Source organism: Paenibacillus sp. 2RAB27, assembly GCF_052115445.1.
Taxonomy (GTDB): Bacteria; Bacillota; Bacilli; order Paenibacillales; family NBRC-103111; genus Paenibacillus_E.
The window spans coordinates 53,732-75,103 of the sequence record NZ_JBFRGR010000025.1 but is presented as its reverse complement, the minus strand read 5'-3'; the positions used below and the strand labels follow the sequence as shown (position 1 = coordinate 75,103).

General features: G+C 47.2%; 15 protein-coding genes and 1 pseudogene. 2 read left to right on the top strand and 14 right to left on the bottom strand.

From position 1 onward, the window contains the following. Window positions 1-3 precede the first annotated feature (3 nt). From AB4114_RS26415 to AB4114_RS26375, 9 genes and pseudogenes are all read right to left on the bottom strand, one after another. Window positions 4-960 (bottom strand): ABC transporter permease, encoded by a 957-nt coding sequence (locus tag AB4114_RS26415; RefSeq protein ID WP_441991132.1) that lies wholly within the window; start codon window positions 958-960, stop codon window positions 4-6. 145 nt (window positions 961-1,105) lie between these two features. After that, window positions 1,106-2,305, bottom strand: a complete 1,200-nt coding sequence (locus AB4114_RS26410) for a glucuronate isomerase (RefSeq protein ID WP_441991131.1) — start codon at window positions 2,303-2,305, stop codon at window positions 1,106-1,108. 457 nt (window positions 2,306-2,762) lie between these two features. Further along, window positions 2,763-3,755 (bottom strand): aldo/keto reductase, encoded by a 993-nt coding sequence (locus tag AB4114_RS26405; protein ID WP_441991130.1) that lies wholly within the window; start codon window positions 3,753-3,755, stop codon window positions 2,763-2,765. A gap of 44 nt (window positions 3,756-3,799) precedes the next feature. Next, complete coding sequence (locus AB4114_RS26400) at window positions 3,800-5,578, bottom strand: glycoside hydrolase family 36 protein (protein WP_441991129.1); 1,779 nt, start codon at window positions 5,576-5,578, stop codon at window positions 3,800-3,802. Further along, window positions 5,575-5,949 carry a cupin domain-containing protein gene (locus tag AB4114_RS26395; protein ID WP_171629990.1) on the bottom strand — a complete coding sequence of 125 codons (375 nt, stop codon included), beginning with the start codon at window positions 5,947-5,949 and terminating at the stop codon, window positions 5,575-5,577. Before AB4114_RS26395 ends, AB4114_RS26400 begins: the two co-directional genes overlap by 4 nt. Before the next feature lie 4 nt (window positions 5,950-5,953). Further along, window positions 5,954-8,163, bottom strand: a pseudogene (locus tag AB4114_RS26390) (alpha-galactosidase). Window positions 8,164-8,187: 24 nt separating this feature from the next. Further along, complete coding sequence (locus AB4114_RS26385; protein ID WP_441991128.1) at window positions 8,188-9,570, bottom strand: MATE family efflux transporter; 1,383 nt, start codon at window positions 9,568-9,570, stop codon at window positions 8,188-8,190. Between the two features lie 13 nt (window positions 9,571-9,583). After that, window positions 9,584-10,969, bottom strand: coding sequence for a family 4 glycosyl hydrolase (locus AB4114_RS26380; protein WP_441991127.1), 1,386 nt, complete (start codon window positions 10,967-10,969; stop codon window positions 9,584-9,586). 382 nt (window positions 10,970-11,351) lie between these two features. Continuing rightward, window positions 11,352-12,650: a sn-glycerol-1-phosphate dehydrogenase gene (locus AB4114_RS26375; protein WP_441991126.1), complete on the bottom strand. Its 1,299-nt coding sequence runs from the start codon at window positions 12,648-12,650 to the stop codon at window positions 11,352-11,354. 120 nt (window positions 12,651-12,770) lie between these two features. Here AB4114_RS26375 and AB4114_RS26370 point away from each other — a divergent pair, with 120 nt between their 5' ends. After that, window positions 12,771-13,484 (top strand): DUF2161 domain-containing phosphodiesterase, encoded by a 714-nt coding sequence (locus tag AB4114_RS26370; RefSeq protein ID WP_441991125.1) that lies wholly within the window; start codon window positions 12,771-12,773, stop codon window positions 13,482-13,484. A gap of 164 nt (window positions 13,485-13,648) precedes the next feature. Here the strand turns inward: AB4114_RS26370 and AB4114_RS26365 are convergent, their stop codons facing one another. The 5 genes from AB4114_RS26365 to AB4114_RS26345 form a co-directional block, all read right to left on the bottom strand. Beyond that, window positions 13,649-14,599, bottom strand: a complete 951-nt coding sequence (locus tag AB4114_RS26365) for an NAD(P)/FAD-dependent oxidoreductase (RefSeq protein WP_441991124.1) — start codon at window positions 14,597-14,599, stop codon at window positions 13,649-13,651. 251 nt (window positions 14,600-14,850) lie between these two features. After that, on the bottom strand, window positions 14,851-16,080 hold the full coding sequence (locus AB4114_RS26360; RefSeq protein ID WP_441991123.1) for an MFS transporter: 1,230 nt from the start codon (window positions 16,078-16,080) through the stop codon (window positions 14,851-14,853). Between the two features lie 104 nt (window positions 16,081-16,184). Continuing rightward, complete coding sequence (locus tag AB4114_RS26355) at window positions 16,185-17,507, bottom strand: ABC transporter substrate-binding protein (protein WP_441991122.1); 1,323 nt, start codon at window positions 17,505-17,507, stop codon at window positions 16,185-16,187. Window positions 17,508-17,666: 159 nt separating this feature from the next. Then, window positions 17,667-18,503, bottom strand: a complete 837-nt coding sequence (locus tag AB4114_RS26350; protein ID WP_171629999.1) for a carbohydrate ABC transporter permease — start codon at window positions 18,501-18,503, stop codon at window positions 17,667-17,669. Continuing rightward, a complete protein-coding gene (locus tag AB4114_RS26345) occupies window positions 18,503-19,372 on the bottom strand; it encodes a carbohydrate ABC transporter permease (RefSeq protein ID WP_441991147.1) in 870 nt (289 codons plus the stop codon). The genes AB4114_RS26350 and AB4114_RS26345 overlap by 1 nt, the downstream gene beginning before the upstream one ends. A gap of 199 nt (window positions 19,373-19,571) precedes the next feature. On the opposite strand from AB4114_RS26345, the gene AB4114_RS26340 reads away from it, so the two are divergent. Continuing rightward, window positions 19,572-21,371 (top strand): cache domain-containing sensor histidine kinase, encoded by a 1,800-nt coding sequence (locus AB4114_RS26340; RefSeq protein WP_441991121.1) that lies wholly within the window; start codon window positions 19,572-19,574, stop codon window positions 21,369-21,371. Window position 21,372: the final 1 nt, after the last annotated feature.

The following is a 21,372-nucleotide window of genomic DNA, read 5'->3' as shown; positions in this document are numbered from 1 at the left end:
TTATCAGTACAAGCCTTCGCCCGTCATTTTTTTACTAAACATATTACTGATCATGATCAACAGTAGACCCACAACCGACTTGAACAACCCGATAGCCGTCGTGTAGCTGTATTGACGATCAACAAGCCCTGCTCGGTACACAAACGTATCAATAATCTCCCCATTCTCATTGTTAAGCGGGTTAAGAAATACGAAGACGCGTTCGAAACCGAAATCGAGGAAATTACCAATTTGAAGCAAAAATAAAATAACGATAGTTGGTAAAATACTAGGAATCGTGATGGAGAACACTTGACGAATCCGACTGGCTCCATCGATTTGTGATGCTTCGTACAGGTCAGGATTAATGCCTGCAATCGCTGCCAAATAGATGATCGTTCCCCAACCGCTATCCTTCCAAACGCCAGAACTAATGAGAATGGTTCGAATGTAGCTATTTTCCCCCAAGAAATAGATAGGCTCAACGCCGAACAAGGAGAGTAGATGATTGACAATTCCCGTGGAAGGGGACAAAACCCCAACAACTATGCCTCCGACGATGACCCACGACAGGAAGTGCGGCATATACACCACCGTTTGTACAATCCGTTTATAAGCCATGATGCGTACTTCATTAATGAGAAGAGCCAAGACGATTGGAATCGGAAAAGCGAAACACATATCATAAATACCGATTAATATCGTATTTTTTAAAATTTGCAGGAAATCGGTGTAAGCAAACATGCGTTGGAAATGCTCTAATCCTACCCAGTCGCTTCCTTTTATCCCTTTGAAAATGTTGTAGTTTTGAAACGCGATGACCGAACCGAATAATGGGATATATTTAAAAAGTAAGAAATAAATAATTCCCGGTAATGAGATCACATAAATCGGCCAATGTTTTCGCATAAAAGCCCATTTCTGACTCTGCGATGAGAAATTATACATTGATTGATCGGATGGCTGTATTTTGCTGGCCATGTTTTCCTCCCCTTCTTGCATGCTGCATCGATTTGACTTCTTCATCTTACTAGGGTTGTTCCAAGGCAGACATGGTGAAACTTATAGCGCGCTGTGTTTTTTTACGATTAGAACTATGGGAGCGGTGAGAACGATTACAATAGGATCAATGTGCAACCCCATAGCGCTTCGCTGCACTGTGGTAGAGCCAATGCTCAGCCACATAGATCGCCGTGTCATAATCAATCCAGCCTGCCTCGATCTGACCCCATAGGAAATCGCTCACAATCCGTTTAACAAGCAGAATCTTGCCGTAGCTCCACTCCATGCACCTGGCATCGGATACAATAAGGGAACTTTTCATTGCCGGAAGCGCCTCTAACCGATACTGCATACTATCGCGATAGGTACTCGCACGGAAGTTAAACCACCAATGCCCACCTACATGAACATTCGGGAAATTCCATGCCGCTTGCACAATATCCAAATTGTTAAGCTCGGAGGCCACCACGAGTTCAAAGGTGCAGGCATACGATTCAAACAAGGCAGAGAGCTTCAGGATACGAGTGGGGTCATTGACTGGCGTCGCTGTTCCACACCAGGATCGTTCCACGCCGAGAAACAGCTGTATGAGAAGTCCCCGTTGCTCAGCAGCAGCCCCTAATTCGTGCAGAAGCATCATTAATATTTCATCCTTCGTATTGCCTTGCCCGACTATAACCTTGCGGTTTGCGCTGGCTTCATAGCTCGGCAACGTGGTCATAACACCTGCGTATCCGGCTTCCTTATAAGTATCTAATAACTGAGTTAGTTTCTCTCGCACTTGTGCGAATACCCCAGCTGGATTAGGCGATGACTCGATTTCCTTGACCCAGCCCCCTATTCTCCCATCAATTCGCGGGATTAGGATGGCGTTCTCACGCATGCCTTGAAAATCTGCGTGTTCGGGTATATTCACGACGAATCTGCTCACATTCAATCGGTCTGCCACCTCTTGCGCCCACGTAACACGCCCAGCGCTCTGTTTCACGGCAGCGTCAGCTTCCTTTACCGAGGCCGCGTCACGGATGACAATGCCGTATAAATCTCTGAAAATGTGCGTCATCGCCACATTCATCATCGTATTTCGCGATCCATGGTAAGCTTCCAAGAAAGCAGCGATCCGTTCGTCTTCAGGCAGCTCGATGGCATTCGCTGGGTAACCAGCAGCCTGTAGTTCACGAAACAACCAGAAATAGTGGGCAATCTCCCAGAAGTCGCCAGCACAGAGTCGATCCCCCACAAGGTGGGTGTGCGTATCTACAACGGGCAGCTGCATAATCTGCGCCTCAAAATCTTCCTTCCCCTGCTTCATCTGACTATTCATTCTTCTTCCTCCTTCTACACGTCGTATGTCCTGATGGTACATGGATTGTCTGATCTGTTACATGGGATAACTTCCACAGGGTTGTGATTTTTTATGATCGTTGAAAAGGAAGATAAACCGCCGCTGTCCTTGTACTACTCTGCTCCCATTGCCCCTCCTGCGCACGAGTTAGTCGATCTTATCGACTAACTCCATTCCTATTGCCTCTCCTGCGCACCAGTTAGTCGATTTTATCGACTAACTTACCTCGCATTGCCTCTCCTGCACACGAGTTAGTCGTTTTTATCGACTAACTTACCTCGCATTGCTCCGCCAGAGCACGAGTTAGTCGATTATATCGACTAACTCCACATTCAAACTTCGTAATACCCGATTTTTAACTTTAAATTTATACTTTCATTTATGCTGAAAATAAAAAGCACCGAGTAGACTTCAATGTCCACGCGATGCTCTTAAATTATTTGCTTAAAATGCTATCGATCAGATCCAATTCTTCCTGTGTGAAATTAGGCTGCTTCAAGGCGGCCACATTATCATCTAGCTGACTCACTTTGCTTGCGCCAATTAATGCAGAAGTCACATGTCCCTTGCGAAGAACCCAAGCTAAAGCCATTTGGGCAAGACTTTGCCCTCGCTCCTGAGCTAATACATGCAATAGACGTGACTTAGCAATCTTGTCTTCCGTAATATCCTCAGGTCTTAGGAACACACTGCCCCCCGCAGCACGGGAATCAGCCGGAATGTTCTCCAAATAACGATCCGTCAGAAGCCCCCTGGCGAGCGGACTGTAGGCGATAGACCCTACGCCTTCTTTTGCCAAAATATCCTGCAGCCCCTGTTCCAGCCGCCTTTCAAACATCGAGTAGTGTACTTGATGAATGATGAACGGAGTGCCAAGACCTTTCAAAATTGCTGCGGCTTGCTCCGTTTGCTCCGCATTATAGTTGGACACGCCGACATACAACGCTTTGCCCTGACGTACAGCCTGATCCAAAGCGCTCATCGTTTCTTCCAGAGGCGTCTCTGCATCGAAACGGTGCGAATAATATATATCTACATAATCCATGCCTAGTCGCTTCAAGCTTTGATCAAGGCTGGCGAGCATGCTTTTGCGGGAGCCACGCTCCCCATAGGGACCATCCCACATGCGGTAGCCAGCTTTCGTAGCGATAATCAGCTCGTCACGATACGGTAGCAAATCCTTTTTCAAAATTTGCCCGAACACTTCTTCTGCTGAGCCAGTCGGTGGGCCATAATTATTCGCAAGATCGAAATGCGTAATCCCTAGATCAAAGGCATGGCGCGCTAGCGCTCTGCTGTTCTCGAATAGATCGACGCCACCAAAATTGTGCCACAATCCAAACGAAATCGGCGGCAGCTTTAGACCGCTCTTTCCGCTTCGATTGTACGGCATGTCTATATATCTTCCTTCATTTGCTGCATAGTTCATCGCTTCGTTGACCCCCTAAATTAATACTACCGTGTTTCTGATTTTTATCTAATTGAGATGGTTGCAAGCCCTGACGCCGGAATCGCAAGCTTATGAATACCTGATCGCAATTCAACAGACTGTTCCTCCGTGATTTCACCACAACAGTTGCGAATGGTCACCTGCACGATCCCGATTTCACCTGAAACTTCTACATAGAGTCCGTTCTGTCTTCTGCCATTCACAACGATCCACTGAGACACTGGCACGGCTGCATCGATAGGCACAATTTGCTCATGATAAGCGACGACAATCCCTCGATCCTCATGAACCGCACGGACTAGCGGATATAACAATTCCGGATTCATTGGCGCAATAGTACCGTCCAGTAGCAGAGTTCGATTTTCTTTCCAGAAAGCAAGCCAGTAGGTTAGCATCTTCAAATGATCGCTAGGCAATTTATCCAAAAGAACGGATACCTGCGGCACCGAGAATAAACAGTTAATCAACTGCAAGGCAGCACTTTTAACAGGCTCCTCAGGATGCCACATGATCATATCGGCATGAGCCGCTGTATTTCCACAAATCAGCCTAAGATCCAGTGTTCGCACGCGATTCTGGATACTGTCGTTCGGACAATCGGAAGCGCGGAACATGTTGCCGTATTTGCGCATCGCAGGACCAATGTACATTTGACGGAACTCGATCATGATACTAGGGTTCAATTCTCTTAATCTACCGATAGAATCCGTCAATAGACGATCAACAGCAGCAGGTATTGACTCATAATCCTTACCTTCCACTGTGGAAGGCAACTGTAACTCAGGCGAATAGAACGTATCAATGAAATCAAGCTTAAAGCCGTCCAACCCCCATTCCTTGACCGCCTTCTCATAGGTATTGATGATATATTCCCGGACATCCGGATATCTCGGATCCAGCACAGCGGCTCCATGGCCTTCATTAAATCGAAGGATTTTATCCTTGAATCGATTCCATGCCTGACTGTATTTGCCAATAAACGGTACCGAGTACCACAGGATAAACTTCATGCCTAACGCATGAACCGTATCCACATGCCGCTTCATATCGGGGAATTTGCCCTCATAGGTCTCCCAATCTCCGCAATAGGCATACCCTCTGCGGTTATCTGCAGTCTGCCAGCCATCATCTACGATGACGGCTTCCATCCCTAGCTTTTTGGCGACACGGCACTGTTCTTCGATTTGGACGTCTGTGACATTCTGGTGCATACTATACCAAGTCGAATACATCGGTTCCTTGGCAGCCTCTGGAACAAACGCCGGACGATACTCCGGCATCTCGCTCCACCACGCTTGGACGCCATCAAGGCTTTCATAGTAAGGCACATCTCTCGTATCTACGAGGAGCTTGGCTTCATACGATCTGAAAGGCGCCGTCGTCTCTGTAAACAATTGAACGCAGCAATGGAAATCGGCGGTTTCCTCACTGATGCCTCCCGAGTAGTGTACCGTGTTCAAGGCATCTGAATAGGCAAATGTTAGCCTGTTACGACCCACACTATTAAATAACGCATAAACAGGTGCAGAAGCAGCAGCATTGGAACGCAAAGTACGCATCCAATCGGCTTTAAAGCTCTTATTCCGGTCCTGGGCCGGATGCCAGCTGCCTTGAATATCACAGGCGGGATGCGACCAACGAAGTGTGAACACTGGAGGCGTTAGCGCCTCCTCTGCTTCCAGTCGCAACGTGATGACATCAATACCCTCCTGAAGGTTCTCCGTAAACAGCGTGACGGTGAATCCATGGTCCTCACTCGATACTTGAAAGGAATGGATATCCGTGTTTATGATTTTGTTCACACTGCATCCTCCTGTTGTTGATTCTTATGCCGATTCGGGCCTGCATGGCACCAGACAGTAACAATCGGGTCGTCCTCACTGGAATTGAGATGGTGATCCTCGCCTGGTTCAATAATCACGATATCTCCCGTCGTAACTGGGATATGTTCCCCGTTCATCTCCATCGTTCCCGTTCCCTGCAAAATAAGAAACGCTTCACAATCTCCATGAACATGGTAGTCTCTTCCTTCAGGACCATCATTCGTATGGCTGCGGTCGCCACGTTTCGCGAAAGATAGACCGCCTGACGATAAATAAGCACCTGGTAATACATCCTGCAAAATATGACCGTTCTTCTTATCCTGCAAATCGCTGAAACGCAGCTTTTTCATCTTGTTATTCCTCCATTTGTATGCGGTAAAGGCGGCTTCGGAAATCGCCCTTCCAGATCGGTAAATTAAGTCCTACATGCATGAGTTCGTCTCCCCCAAATATTTCCACACGCGTATCCTGATCTCCCGCATCATAAAGTAAATAATTGCTCTCGGGTGCAAGGCCCTTCAATCGCATTTTCCTGAGAGGTGCGTTCGGCTCTGACAGTACTTGAAAAAAAGCGACCAAAGCTTCCTTCTTATCCTCGGAAACAAACATCCAAGCCGCGCTAGCGTTTTCAAAAGGGTTTATCAATCGGTAAAATTCGCCGAACTGGATCAGCGGCCGCAATTGTTTATAGAGTGCGACTTGCTTCTGCACGTCTTCCTTGTCCGCTTCCGTGAAAGTAGTCAGATCAAGTTCGTAACCGAAGTTCCCCGACATCGCCACATGCCCACGCATATCAAGCGGCGTCGTCCGATGTACTTGATGATTAGGAACTGCGGAAACATGAGCGCCCATCGTACTGATGGGATACACCATACTCGTTCCATATTGAATTTTCAGCCGTTCCACCGCGTCCGTGTTATCACTCGTCCATGTCTGCGGCATATAGTAAAGCATCCCTGGATCGAACCGCCCTCCACCGCCAGAACAGCTTTCGAACAATACGTTCGGAAATGCTGAAGTTATCCGTTCCATTACTTCGTATAGCCCCAGCATATAACGATGTGCCGTTTCACGTTGCCGCTCTGGCGGGAGTTGGGCAGAACCGATTTCCGTCATATTACGGTTCATATCCCATTTCACATACGTGATGGGACTGCTCGCGAGTATATCTGTGATGACCTTCACGATGTAATCTCTGACATCTTGACGCGAATAGTCCAGAATCAACTGCTGCCGTGCTTCTGTCCTTCGCCGGCCCGGCACATGCAGACACCAGTCGGGATGTGCCCGATACAGCTCACTGTCTGGGGATACCATCTCTGGCTCAAACCATAGACCGAACTCTAGCCCTTGCTGTTTCACTCGGCTTACCAAATCCTGCATGCCTTGTGGGAGTTTGTTACGATCAACGAACCAATCGCCGAGTGAGCTTTTATCATTGTCACGCTTGCCGAACCAACCATCGTCCAGTACTAGAAGCTCTAAGCCGAGCTCCTTGCCCACTCGTGCAAGCTCTTCAATTTTATTCGCATTGAAATTGAAATAAGTGGCTTCCCAGTTGTTAATGAGAATTGGCCTGTGACGATCCCGGAATTGTCCACGGCATAACCGTGTGCGATACAGCCTATGATAGGTGCGCGACATCCCGCCGAGGCCTTCGGCAGAATAAACAAGAACCGCTTCGGGCGTTTGGAAAGCTTCCCCAGGCTCCAAGAGCCACGAGAAATCAAAGGAATTGATGCCCATCACGACACGCGTCGTTCCATAAGGGTCCACTTCGGCTTGAGCAACAAAGTTCCCGCTGTAAACGAGGCGAATCCGTAAACTTCTCCGTGATCTTCATCCGCTTGCTTGGAAAGCAGCGCCATGAAGGGGTTCAGAGAGTGACTGCTAGCTCCCCGACGGCTTTCAATCACAGACCCACCTGTGGCAAGGGGGCGTTTTTCGATATGTCGCTCGCGCGCCCATGTGCCTGATAAATGAAGCATATCGAAATCGCTGCGAGACAGATCGAGACCGAAGCTCAATGCTCGCAACAGCTTGATGGACTGATGACTCTCATTTACGAATCGAACAGACCGGGTAATGGCATCTAAATCACGAAATACTGTGTACGTGAGAATAGCCTTTAATCCGATCAACTTATCACTCATTACGATATCAATACTCTCTGCTTCGCTCTCATCCTCCGTATAGGTTGATGGAAGTCCCTCCAACGGTGCTTTTCCCGCGTAAATCCGGTGGGACTCATAGACAAGTTCACTGACCGTCGTGCCATCTTCCATTTGAACCTGATAGGCAGGAACTCGATAATCACTCCCCCCATATCCCGGATATTCCTGCGGTAATGTGTCCAATGACAGTGTAAGATCATCCAGATCCGTGGATGGAGAGAAAGAGCATCGACGTCTCATTGCGAGCAACCCGCCGGGATTACTGCCTCGTACTTGGCGCCCCCAATGAACATGAGCTACATATTTGGAATTGATCAGTTGCATGATATAGCTCGATGACTTCCCTTGAAGATGGAAGGTTTGCGAATTCGAATTGTACACAATCCCCATTTTGACGCGTCCCCTTTGTGCGTATTAAACCTTGAGATGCTTCCAAGCCCCGCGTTTAAACCTCAAATAAATCAGATTAGATCGGAGAAACTGATCACTTGCAACCGCACTCCATAAACCGATCATGCCCCAGTGGAAGATATAGACAAACAAGTAGCTCAGAACAACCCTGATTCCCCACACGCCAATGAATGTCGAATATAAAGGATAACGGGTATCGCCTGCTCCTCGTAGAGCGCCTCCAAGAACAAATTGCGATATTTGGGACACCTGAATGAATCCTACGATTCGAAGTGCCCAAGCCCCTTCACGAATTATCGTCTCGTCATTGGTATACAGCCTAAGGATATGCGGTGCTAACAAAATAAAAAGCGCCCCCATACAACCGGCCACGATCATGCCGTACTTGCGGACCTGCCACACATAGCGTTCAGCAAGATCGGGTTTGCTTACACCAAGGGTTTGCCCAACTAACGTTGAAGCTGCTATGGCAAAGGCAGCCCCCGGCATAAACGAGATGCCAATGACGCTCGTTACTATTTGTGTTGCCGCGACGGCAACGGTCCCCAATCCCGCACATATTTTCACAAACGTCATAATTCCTAATCGCATAATCAACTGCTCAAGACTGCTCGGAATGCCAATCCGCAGCATACGACTAATCATGGCTTTATCCAAACGACTGATCTCTGACCAGCCGATGCGGACTCTAAATCTTCCGCTGAACATGACAGCAATAAAGCAAATCATAGCTCCGGACTGAACAACCAACGTAGCTATCGCTGCGCCCGTAATCCCCATTTGCGGTAAATCGAGATGGCCGTAAATCAGCAAAAACCCGAGGGTAACATTCACGCAGCCAGCCAGCACATTGATTTTCATCGGTGTTCGGGTGTCTCCCGAGCCTCGCAGAATAGCGGATAAAGCCGACGAAATGGAGGAAAAACCGATCGAGAAAAACATGATCTTCGCATAGGGCAGTCCAACTTGAACGACCTCATCACTAGCGCCCATCAGTTGAAGCAGACTCTCCGCAAAGGTGACTCCAAGTGCCACAATAACGACAGACAGGGCTGTACCAAGCATAAGCGATTGCCCTGCCGCCAAATTCGCATCCCCCATCTTCCCCGCTCCCGTGGAGCGAGCAACGATAACGGTAGTACCCGAATTCAGCGCTGCAAACAGTACGCTCAATAATAAATACGGCTGGCTTGTTAAGCCAACAGCTGCCACGGCAACAGCCCCAAGGTGTCCGACTAGGATCATCATCACCATTTGAGTTGCGTTCATGAGCAGCATCTCCATCAAAGATGGCCCTGCCAATTTGAAAATCATCCGGCGAACAGCTTTATCATCCTGCGGATTTATGGAGGCGGATTCGCTGTATGTCGCTGCATCTGAACTCATGGCTGACCTGCCATCAGATGTTCCAACCAGGCAAATATGCTTTCGTATTGTGCAGCATCTGATCAAACAATACTTCCGCATCGTGGATATCCATATTCACTAACGGATCGTTGATAAACGCCTTGAAGGCTAAGGCTTTGTCCTTTTGAAGAGCAGCCTTCAGAATAAGCTCTTGATTCATCGTATGCTGCAGGACCAGATTATTAACTTCCATTGGAAGCTCACCCGCGTAGACCGGACGCAAGCTATTCGCAGAGAACACTGCATTCGTTTCAACAACTGCTCCCAGTGGAATACCTTTCATTTGGCCAACGTTAGGAACGTTAATATTGGTTACAAATTGCTCAAGTCCAATCAAACCTTTTAACTGCCTAACTTCTTCTTCACCTGATGTCTTAAGCGGTAGTTTCTCCTCGCCACTTAGCAGCTTCCCGTAAAAAAGCTCAGTTGCCGCATGCTTTTCAACACGACTCTGGACCGTCGTTAACCCAAACTTCCAGGATCGAACCGTCTCCGGATCTTTCAAATACCAAGGAGGCATGAACTCTGCCAAGTGGCGATCACCTGCCGCTGCAATAACCCCATAGCGCCGAAACAAATCAAACTTCACGCGGTTCGCCGCCGTATAGGTGTTCGTAACCCAGGCATCTTTGTTGTGTTCAAATCCTGAATCATAGTATTTATCTACAAACTTGCGATACATCGGAAGTAAATCCATATTGTGATACGTGGCTTGATCGATCCAAGTAAAATGGTTAATTCCCAGTACATTCACTTTCACTTGATCGCGATGAACACCTTCAATGCCTTCCATATCGCGAAGCATACGAATCAATAACCCTTGCACGCCGAAAATTTCATGACAACAGCCAATGGCTTTGATTTTGGGAAATACTTCATACAGCGTTCGCGTACAGAGCGTCATTGGGTTCGTGTAATTAAACACCCAAGCATCCGGAGAATATCGCTCGATCGCTTGAGCAATCTCCACATACATCGGGATGGTGCGAAGCGCTCTGAGCAGTCCCCCAGGTCCCGTTGTATCCCCAACGGCTTGGTAAATACCGTATTGTTCTGGCGCATGGACATCGGATTCCATTTCCTCGAAGGTGCCTGGAAGAATCGAGATAAACACAAAGTCGCATCCATTCAGCGCCTCTTGAAGCGTCGGATACGCCTTGTATGTCCACTTGGATTTCGTCTCAGGATAATCAGAAACTGAATTCCCCAGCTTTTCATTATTTTTGGCTTTTCCATAGTCAAGATCATACAAGCGAATCGTGCCCGATAATTGACCATCCAGCGCCAAATCGGCAATCAAATTTTTAGCCCAATACATTGAGCCGCCGCCAATATAAGCAATTTGGATATCGCTGACTTTCTCATTAGCAAATTTCATGTTACGCCTCCTTCATGATGTAGAACCGCCTACCATTAGCTACCAGTATAGAAAACAATTCCACATTAGGGGATGGCAAAAATTAAGTGGGGTTGTGATTTTTTACACTTTTGCATAAGAGAAACTAAAAAAACGCCTGCCCTCTCTAGAGGACTGGCGTTAGATGATGGATGCAATATCGGAACGTGAGAAGGGAACGAGGATGCGCTATTGCGAACAAATACGTGAAATGTACATTGCAAGGGAACTACGGTACCTTATTTTGCCGGAATAACACTAAAAATCACGAAAATCGAACAAATAGAGTACCTACGTTCCGCTTTGAGCCAATTTCGATCGATTTCGATTAAATAGCGCATCTAGGTTCCCTTTCACCTCGTGCTTACAGCAATCGCTGTAAGCGTAAGATCGTAAACCGGTTGCGCACGAACAGCGCATCCTGCAGCGACGCCTCCACCAGCGCGGGCTCCACGCCCAGCTGGTCCGGCGCTACAGACCCCTGCACCGCCGCGAGCCACGCAGCAAGCTGCGAAGGCGGCGGAACCGCCCGGGCGATGCTGAGCACATCGCCCCAACAAGCCGCGATGCGCGCCCCAAGCGCACGCGCATCCCCACCCATCGCCGACGCATTCTCGGCGATGATGGCTTCGGCCATGGCCCCGTAGGCCGCCCGGATGCGTTCCGCATCCGTCTGCGCACTCGGGGCCTGCCGCCCCGCTAGGCGCGCAGCGGCCTCGTCGGCCGTGAGCTCTAGCAGCGCCTGATAGCGCTGCGCCATGAGCACGGTCGCGACGCCGACCTTCGCGCCGTGCAGCAGCGCCCGGCGGCGCTGCTGCAGAAGCACCATCTCCCAATAATGGGAGAGATGGTGCTCAGCCCCGGAGGCCGGCCGAGAGTGGCCGACCAGGAGCATGGAAAGGCCGGATAAGATCAGGCCTTCCATGAGACGGCGCATGCCCAGCTCGGTGCGCTGCGCAATCTCTTCTAGATGTGCGGTGCACAGCTCCACCGCCTCCAAGGTCAAGCGAGCACTCAGCTCGCAGTAGTGCTCATCCAGCAGCACGCGGCCGAGTGCCCAGTCCGCGAGCGAGGTATGCTTGCCGAGCATGTCGCCGACGCCAGCCGCAATCATGGCTTGCGGCGCTGCAGCAAGCAGCCCCAAGTCAGCGAAGATCGCCTCTGGCGCTGAGCAAGGTATCGTCATTTTGAAGCCACGGACGATGAGTGGAGCGCCTACAGAAGCAAATCCGTCAACCGATGGTGCTGTCGGTACGGAAAGAAATGGCCGATTCGTACGATGACTAACGAAACGCACAATGTCATGGAGCGTGCCTGACCCCACGGCGATCAAAGCCTTCGATGTCAGTGACGTGTCTAACATCAACTGAACGATAGCTTCCTCGTCCGCTGCTACTTCCCCCATCTCATTCTCACGAATGACACAAGTACCAACCTTCACCTGGCCATCTTCCAATAGAGAGCGCAGCTTGTCACCAGCCACAGCGTATGTATTCGCATCCGCAACGAGCGTTATTTCTTCATAGCCCGCTTCTCTCACATATTCAACAACAGTAGCTAAAGCATCTCGTTCTATAACAATACGGCGAATCGGAATCTCATGCTTTTGCCCGCAGGCGCACGCAAAGCTTTTACCCAACCACTCATTTAACAACTCACTCATATCTCTCATCTCCTAACCTGTACGTACAAGTTATTCTCTCACCTATTCTAGCGCAACCTATGCTATAATAAAAGCCATTCTATCAGACTTTTTGCACGAAAAGAGGAGAACGAGCCCCTCATGCCGATCCAGACCGAAACCGAGCTGTATGCACCGATTAAACACTTCTTCGAGCAGCGTGGCTATACCGTCCGTGGCGAAGTTAAGCACTGTGATTTAGTCGCAATTCGAGGCGATGAGCCCCCGGTTATTGTTGAATTGAAAAAAAGCTTTAATATCCCGCTCCTCGTTCAAGGAATTGAACGGCTGCGGCTAACGCAAGACGTCTATGTAGCCTTCGAGCTGCCGAACAAAGGAAAAGCCCCCCACCGCTTACAATGGGAGGATATTCGTCGACTTTGTCGCATGCTTGGACTTGGTGTATTGACCGTTCAATTCTACAAACGCAAACAGCCCACAGTCGACCTCGTCTGTGAGCCTACTCCTTATACATTACGCCCCAACAAGAGGGCTTCCGGCAAGCTAATGGCGGAGTTCCATGAGCGCAGCGGCGACTATAATGTCGGCGGTAGTTCTCAGCAGAAACTTATGACCGCATACAGAGAGAAATCGTTGCACTGCGCTTATCTAATGCAGCAGCACGGTCCACTCAGCCCACGTAAACTGCGCGAGATGACCAGCAATATGAACGTGAGCTCACTTCTGCAGCAAAACTACTATCGTTGGTTTGTCCGACAAAGCCGAGGCATCTACCATCTTACCCCCATCGGCGAGAAAGCCTTAGTAGAGTATGCACACGTAGTTACTGCTTTCCCAACCATAACCATCCCTTAGTCTTTACCTTTATTATCTATACAGATTAAACCAGAGTTTCTCCGTTATGAAAATAGAGTTGTGCCATCACCTTAATAGCCTTCAGAATCGGATTTAGAGAAAAATAAAGTTATCTCACAACGTTATTTACCTTAATTAAGCGATTATCACCTTATAGATTCACCCTAAGACCGAATCACAACCCGATGAACATTCGCCTCTTCATTCATTCTAAGCAACGCCTTGTTGATCCAAATGGCCGCCTGTGAGCCTTCCCCCATCGCAATCGTCACTTGCTCCGCATGAACGCCGACATCGCCAGCCGCCCAGACGAAAGGAACACTCGTCATTTTACTGCGAGGATCGGTCATCACATGCCGATTCTCCATGCGTTCTGCACCAAGCTGACGAGCCAAATCCGACTTCACTTCATTCCCACCGAAAGCGATAAAGCCTCGTTCTGCTTCCAGCCATCTGCCATCTTTAAGCACAACTCCCTGGAATCGTCCGGGCGAATCCACCACAACCTCATCCAGATCTTCCGTCAAATAAGTAATGCCTTTGTTCTTCATTTCCATAAGAAGCTCACTTTTCACGGCCCGATTTTGGTGATTCACATACGTCATTTGCTCGGTTCGATGACGGAGCTTAATCGCCATAGCTGCCCCTGTATCACCTGAGCCCATCACTAGCGTATTGCGATCCTTGATCTCATATCCGTCGCAATCGGGGCACACGTATACGGTTAACCCCAAGCATTCTTTCAGGTTCGGGAGTTCAGGCATCCGGTCCAATAAGCCAGTCGCCAGCAGAAGCGTCCTCGCTTCATAGCCTCGGCCACTTTTTCCCCATAGCTCGAAGCCGTCACCGATTCTTCCTTTGGCGACAGCCTGCACAATTTCATCTTGGACAAAAGCTACCCCTAATCGCTCAGCTTGCAGCCTGCCTAATTGGCGCAGTTCATCCCCCGATACTCCATCTGGCCAACCTAGAATATTATGATAGCTCCTGCACAGGGTCGAACGTCCGTAACCTGCATCAACCACAAGTACTTTGTGCTCATATCTGCCTAATTGAATCGCCGCTTGAAGCCCTGCAATGCCTCCTCCGACGATCAGAATATCTACTTTCTCCATCTGCACAATGCCCCTCTTCTCCAATTCACTACCATCTAGGATAACCGAATTGTAGGCCTCTAATCCTTACCAAGGTAGTCCACTTTTGATCACGAAGCATTCCAAGTAGCGTATTCGACATCGAATATTGTGAATTCAGCCGGAAATTCCGGTGCTCACGTAGCTTCCACTACGCTCCGCTCCTCATTTCCTATCTTCTTTCAATCTTCTCGGTGCTGAAAACTGGACTTGTTGAACTTGCACTTACATCCCTATCGATTCTTAATTGACCAGATCAAACCAAATTGCGTCAAAGCGGCCAGCAGCAGGATCCATGGAATAAGACCACCATCCAAATCGCTCCCAAAGGTAATGAGAACGAGAATGGAAATAACCCGCCCCACATTTAAGAAAAATTCCCGCACGACCACGCTTTCAACCTTTAATTCCCCCTTAAGAGGAAGCCTCGCAATAAGGCTGTAATAGTACCCTGTCATAGTATTCCCTTGCAGCGGTGCAAAGATGGAGTACAGAATCATAAAGCCGACCACAGACCACACATTTAAACTTCCTATAATACAGGAGACCCCAACGAGATAACCCACAGTCGAAATGGTCAAATACATCCTTGCCCTGCCCGCATTCGCGTACTTCGAAATAAAGATCCCCATGACAATACTTAGACTCGAATAGAGGACACCTAGGTAACCAACCAAATCTTCCCGCGGCAGTACTTTGAATAAAAGGATGTTAGGTAGAAACAACATCGTGCCCTGCAGCAAGCCCATACCGAAGAAGCCAAGCAGCGCATTCGACCACTCTTGCTTTTTCTTCATAATGAGCCCCGTATATTTCAAATAATACACACGGTGATGTCCGCTTGACGCCTTAATTTTCAAAGAGATTAACGCGGCCAATAGAAACATGAAGAAAGCAATGGAGAAGACGATGGTGTATCCGCTTAACCCTTCTTTCATTCGAATGATGAAACCAGCAAGTGCTGGCCCTGCAAGCGTAGCCGCTGTGAAAAACATCATATTGAAAGCGAGATAGCGAATACGGTTCTGCTCCGTCGACACATCATACATCAAAGTTAAATAACCGACCCAGTAGAAGCTGCTAGCCAGTCCATTAAATATGGCAAAAAGCACGTAATAATCGACAAGCCGTTCCCCAGCAATGCTCACACTTAAATAGAAGAGACCAATCAGTACAATACCCAGTCGGTACGCTACCATACGGTCCTTCTTCTTAATCATATAACCGCCAATGGCGAACCCAATCGGTGTTAAGATGTACACGATTATGTTGTAGGTTCCATTCACGACAACACTATGCGTTAACCGCCACAAATATAAATTGAGAAACACCCCTGACATGGAAGCACCAAATTGAAAAATGGAATGAATAACTAAAGAAATGACTGCTTCGCGTGATAGTCTTTTCTCAAGTGGCAGCGCATTCCCTCTGCCCTGCAGCCAAGCTCTGATATTAAGATTCATGGTAAACCTCCAGTCCTCTTCATTGTAACAGCCATTGCCACATCTGTTAAACAGCAAAAAGCCTCAGCATTGGCGCTGAGGCTTGACGTACGTCTAGATTCGGGTTACTTCTTAAGGCTATCCCATGTTTTCTGGAATTCTTCCAACATTTGATCCTTCGTATACTTCTTAGCAACATAACCTTGCATGATATCGCCGAATTTCTTACTGGAAGCTTCTCCACCTGGGAATTTGAACCAGTTCCAGCTCAATGTTTTGCCAGCTTTGCTGTAAGCGATAATATCTGCTGCTAATGGTCCAAGTACTTTCTCGTCAGCAGGAATGGATTTGAAAGCAGGGATAAACTTGAATTCATCTGTGATATATTTCTTACCAATATCGGAGGTAACCATCCAGTTCAGGAATTTCTTAGCTTCGTCTTTAACTGCAGAGTTTTTGTTGACTACCCAGTTATTAGGTACACCTACGAACAATTTGTCGTTCGCTGTTGCATCATCGTTGATCGGCATTGGCAAGAAGCCAATTTTGATGTCAGGGTTTGTTTTGGTAATTTGAACTTGTGTCCAGTTACCTTGTTGCGTCATTGCCGCTTTCCCCGTAGCGAAATCCGTTACTTGTGTATTGTAGTCGGTTTGCAGCGGGTTTTTGTTGCCATATTGCAATTGCAAGTCGAACAATTTCACCCATTGGTTGAACACTTCGTTGCCTGGAATTTTCGCTGTACCTTTATTCAAGCCATCGATGAACGCATTCGGATCCTTTTGATAAGCAAATGGAAGGTTCACGAAATGGTTTCCAAGTACCCACCACTCGGCATAGCCTGTTTCAAAAGGAGTGATACCCGCATCTTTCAGCTTTTTAGCCGCTGCTTCTAATTGAGAGAACGTTTTTGGAAGCTCTGTGATGCCGGCTTTGGCAAACAAATCTTTATTGTATTGGAAGCCATATCCTTCAAGGTTAAGTGGTTGACCGTATAGCTTTCCACCCTTTGTCATTGGCTCTTTCGCAACGTCAACAAGATCTTTCACCCATGGTTGATCGGATAGATCTTCCAAGTTATCGATCCATTTATCTAGGTCTGTGAAACCACCGTTGTTGAAAATATCCGGTTTGTCACCTGCGTTAAACTTCGCAAGAAGCGCCGCGCCGTAGTCAGCTCCACCGCCGACAGTGTCGACTTGGATTTTGACATTCGGATTCAACTTCTGATATTCTTGCACCATTTTACCAAGCTGGTCTGCGATCTCAACTTTGAATTGGAAGATTTTAATGGTAACTGGCTTGCCGCTAGCAGCAGGCGTTGTTGTCGCTGTTGATGTACCCGTAGTTGGAGCAGGACTTGCTGTCTCGTCTTTTTTCCCGCAACCAGCTGCTAGTACGGATAAGGATAATACTGCTGCCACTGAAACCATTGTTAATTTTTTCATGTAGGTAATGCCTCCCTTTAACTTGTTTCTTCATTTAAACTCGCTTACTTATTCTTGCCTTGCTTCCTTACATGATTCATTGTAAACACTTACATCCTGGCTTAACACCGAGTATATTGAACATAAAGGTGGAATATCTTGAACATATTTGCAATTATGTCACCCTTTTACTGAACCCGCTGTAATCCCTTCTACGATGTGCTTCTGCAAGAACAAGAAGAAAATGACGATCGGCAATACGCTTAGTGTTAACCCAGCAAGCGCTAAATCCCATTGTTTCGTATATTGTCCAAAGAACGAGAAAGTAGCAAGCGGAATGGTCCGCAGCTCTGGATTACCAAGTACGAGAGATGGAAGTAGATAGTCATTCCAAATCCATAAGCTGTTCAAGATGATGATGGTAATCGACATTGGCTTGAGCAGTGGAAATACAATTTTCCAAAACACACCGTACGCTGAACTGCCATCAACTTTGGCTGATTCCTCAATTTCGAGTGGAATGGATTTAATAAATCCATGGTACAAGAAGACATTTAAGGAAACGCCGAATCCATAATAACATGCTACCAATCCCAGCTTACTATCCATAAAGCCAACTTGGCTCGCTACGCGAACTAGTGGAATCATGATCGACTGGAACGGAATAACCATGGCTGCAACGAAAGCTAAGAAAACAAGATTATTAAATTTACTTGCTTTTCTCACCATGCGATACGCCGCCATTGAGGAAATGACTACGAGTCCTACATTACTCAAAACAGTAATGAACAAAGAGTTGAAGAACGCCTTCGGGAACTTCATGATGCTCCATACTTTGGTGTAGTTATCTAGATATAGAGAGCTTGGCAGCTTCGCCGTATTCGCTGCTAATTCAGGGAACGTTTTTAAGGAATTCGCGATGACGAAGTAGAACGGAATCAAGAAGAGTAAGGCAACTAGAATGCCAAGAACTTCAAGAGCAAATAATCGGCCTGTATACTTTTTGACGGAAGCCATTAGACCTCAACCTCCTTGCGCTTGGTGTACATCACTTGGATGGTTGAAATGATGGCAACTACGATGAAGAATACGAGAGCTTTGGCCGTACCTAAACCATACCGATTGTTACGGAAAGCTTCTTGATAAATATTGATGGAAACCGACTCTGTGGAATTGAACGGTCCGCCTTTCGTCAAGGAGAAGTTCAAGTCAAAGATTTTGAATGACCACGAAATCGTCAAGAACAAGCACACGGTGACGGCTGGCATGATGAGCGGAACGATGATGCTTCGTAATACTTGCATGCGGGATGCGCCATCAATATACGCTGCCTCGAGCATATCCTTTGGCACATTCGACAAGGCCGCTATGTAAATAATCATGAGATATCCAGCGCCCTGCCACACACTAACGATTACGATCGCCCAGAAAGCGGTCGGTGAATCACCTAACCAAGGCAATTCGAAGAAACCGATATGCGTGAGATTGCCAAGGGTTGCAAACCCTTTTACAAAGATAAACTGCCAGATAAAACCGAGCAATAAACCACCGATTACGTTCGGCATAAAAAAGATTGTACGTAATACATTCCTCGTTTTCAGCGATTGCGTGAGCAATAACGCCAATAAGAAGCCTACAAGATTCGTCAGAATCACGTTCGTCACGGTCAATCGAGAAGTAAAGTTAAAGGCATTGCGATAGTCCTTATCATGGAATAGAATTTGTTTGAAGTTCTCCAGTCCATTGAAGGTCACATTCGTTGTTACGCCATTCCATTCGGTAAACGAATAATAGATGCTCATCAGAAATGGAATCAAGACCACGATGCCAAAAAAGACTAACGCAGGTCCGATAAATACCCATTGCTGAAGCCATCCGGAAAGCATTCTTTTTGTTTTCACTGGGAAGTCCCCCTTACCATTCTGCTACTATACCCCAAGTATAGAGTGCCGCAGTACCCCAAAACACAGACGATCGTGACCCATTAGGTGGAATTTGTTGACCTCTCCTGCTACAATGTAGGGGAAAATCCCATTATAGAAACCGAGCTGATGAAGTCTGATACGACACAGTATTCGTAATAAATTGATCTTATTTCTGCTAATTGCCACTCTTGTGCCCTTCCTTACCTCCCTTGGCGTCTCCTATTTCTTCACCAAACAGAAGGTGACAGAAGATACGCTGACTAACAATTCCGCCCTGCTCTCACAAGGTAAAACGAACCTCGTGAACTATCTGGATGGGGTCGTTCAAGCCTCCTCCACGATTTACACAGGCAGGAATATTGCTGAGCTTGGCCAATTTTATGAGATCATTCAAACGCAGTCGGAGATTAACTATCAGAGCGATAAAGTGATCAAAAGCGGTCTACAGGTCATGTCACATTCGGTTAAAGAAATCAAACAAATTTACCTGTATGCCGCTGTTAGCAACAGTTCTTTTCTTACCCACAATGACATTCAAGTAAGCATGGCTGGTAAATATGAGGGACTGCAGCCGTTCCCTGCGGGCAAGCTTGTGTATTTCGAAATCAAACATCAGAACAATTTGTATGGCATGTCACTCTCTGCATATTCTAACCCAACACCCGTTATTTCTATGCACCGTAATATCATGTACTCACCTAGTAATCAATCCATTGGTGAGCTTATTATTGATTTGAATTTGGACCTCGTTTCTAATATTTCTCAAGGCTTATTCACCCATAATCAAGAGGAACTTTACATTTTAGATGAAACGGGACGTATCGTTTTCGGTCCTGATCCAAGCAAGTGGGGACTTCAATTAGATGATAATTGGGGGGATGAAGCTGTTCACAGTACCCTTGACAAGGGGAGCTATGAATGGTCGAAAGGTGCTTTTGCAGGGATTAATATGTATGAGAAAATGCGTACAGACTATTTGAACTGGACGATTGTAAAGCGTCTTCCGTATGAGCAGCTCACCAAGAACGCTCGCCAATTGACTTTCATTAACGCTCTCATTCTGTCATTTTCGATGCTCATTGTTATGGCTGGCACGGTCTATATTAGCATTCGTTTTACAGCTCCAATCAAACAACTGATTCGTTACATTACACGCATTCAAACGGGACAAGCTGGACTAGGTGATCATCAGAGCGACATTGAGTTGACCAGAACCGATGAGATGGGGATACTTGCGAACCGTTTCCACGGACTTATGCAGGATTTGAATCAAATGGTGATGCGCGAATATCGGTTAGAACTAGCGAATAAATCGAATCAGTTGATGGCGCTTCAGGCGCAAATTAATCCGCATTTTCTGAATAATGCCTTACAATCGATCGGAACATTGGCCCTGCAACATGAAGCACCTAAGATCTACACCCTCATTAATTCGTTAGCTAAAATGATGCATTACAGCATGAACACGAACGAATCTGTCGTTCCTCTTCGCAAAGAAATTGATCATATTAAAGCGTATTTGGAGCTGCAGAAGCAGCGTTTTGAACACCAATTTGATATTGTCTATGCGATTGAAGAGGGGACTGGGACCATTTCTATTCCTAAAATGATTCTTCAACCGCTTGTCGAAAATTATTTCAAGCATGGTTTTAAACCTAGCCAGTCGCAAGACGTCGGTCTGTTGCACATCGAATCAGAGAAGCTGACTACCCCTGAAGGAGACTACTTGAAGCTTACCGTGGCGGACAATGGTATAGGGGTGACAGATCAACGGCTCCATGAGGTCCGAAGTCGACTGAAAGCATCATCCGTTGCTGATGATTCCTATATCGGTTTACGTAACGTCCTAACGCGTATCCAGCTCTATTTTAATGATGAGGCAACTTTGGAGATTGACCATGTTCATCCCCAAGGTGTGCGGATCGTCATCCATATTCCGATGAAAAAGGGGGTTACCTGAT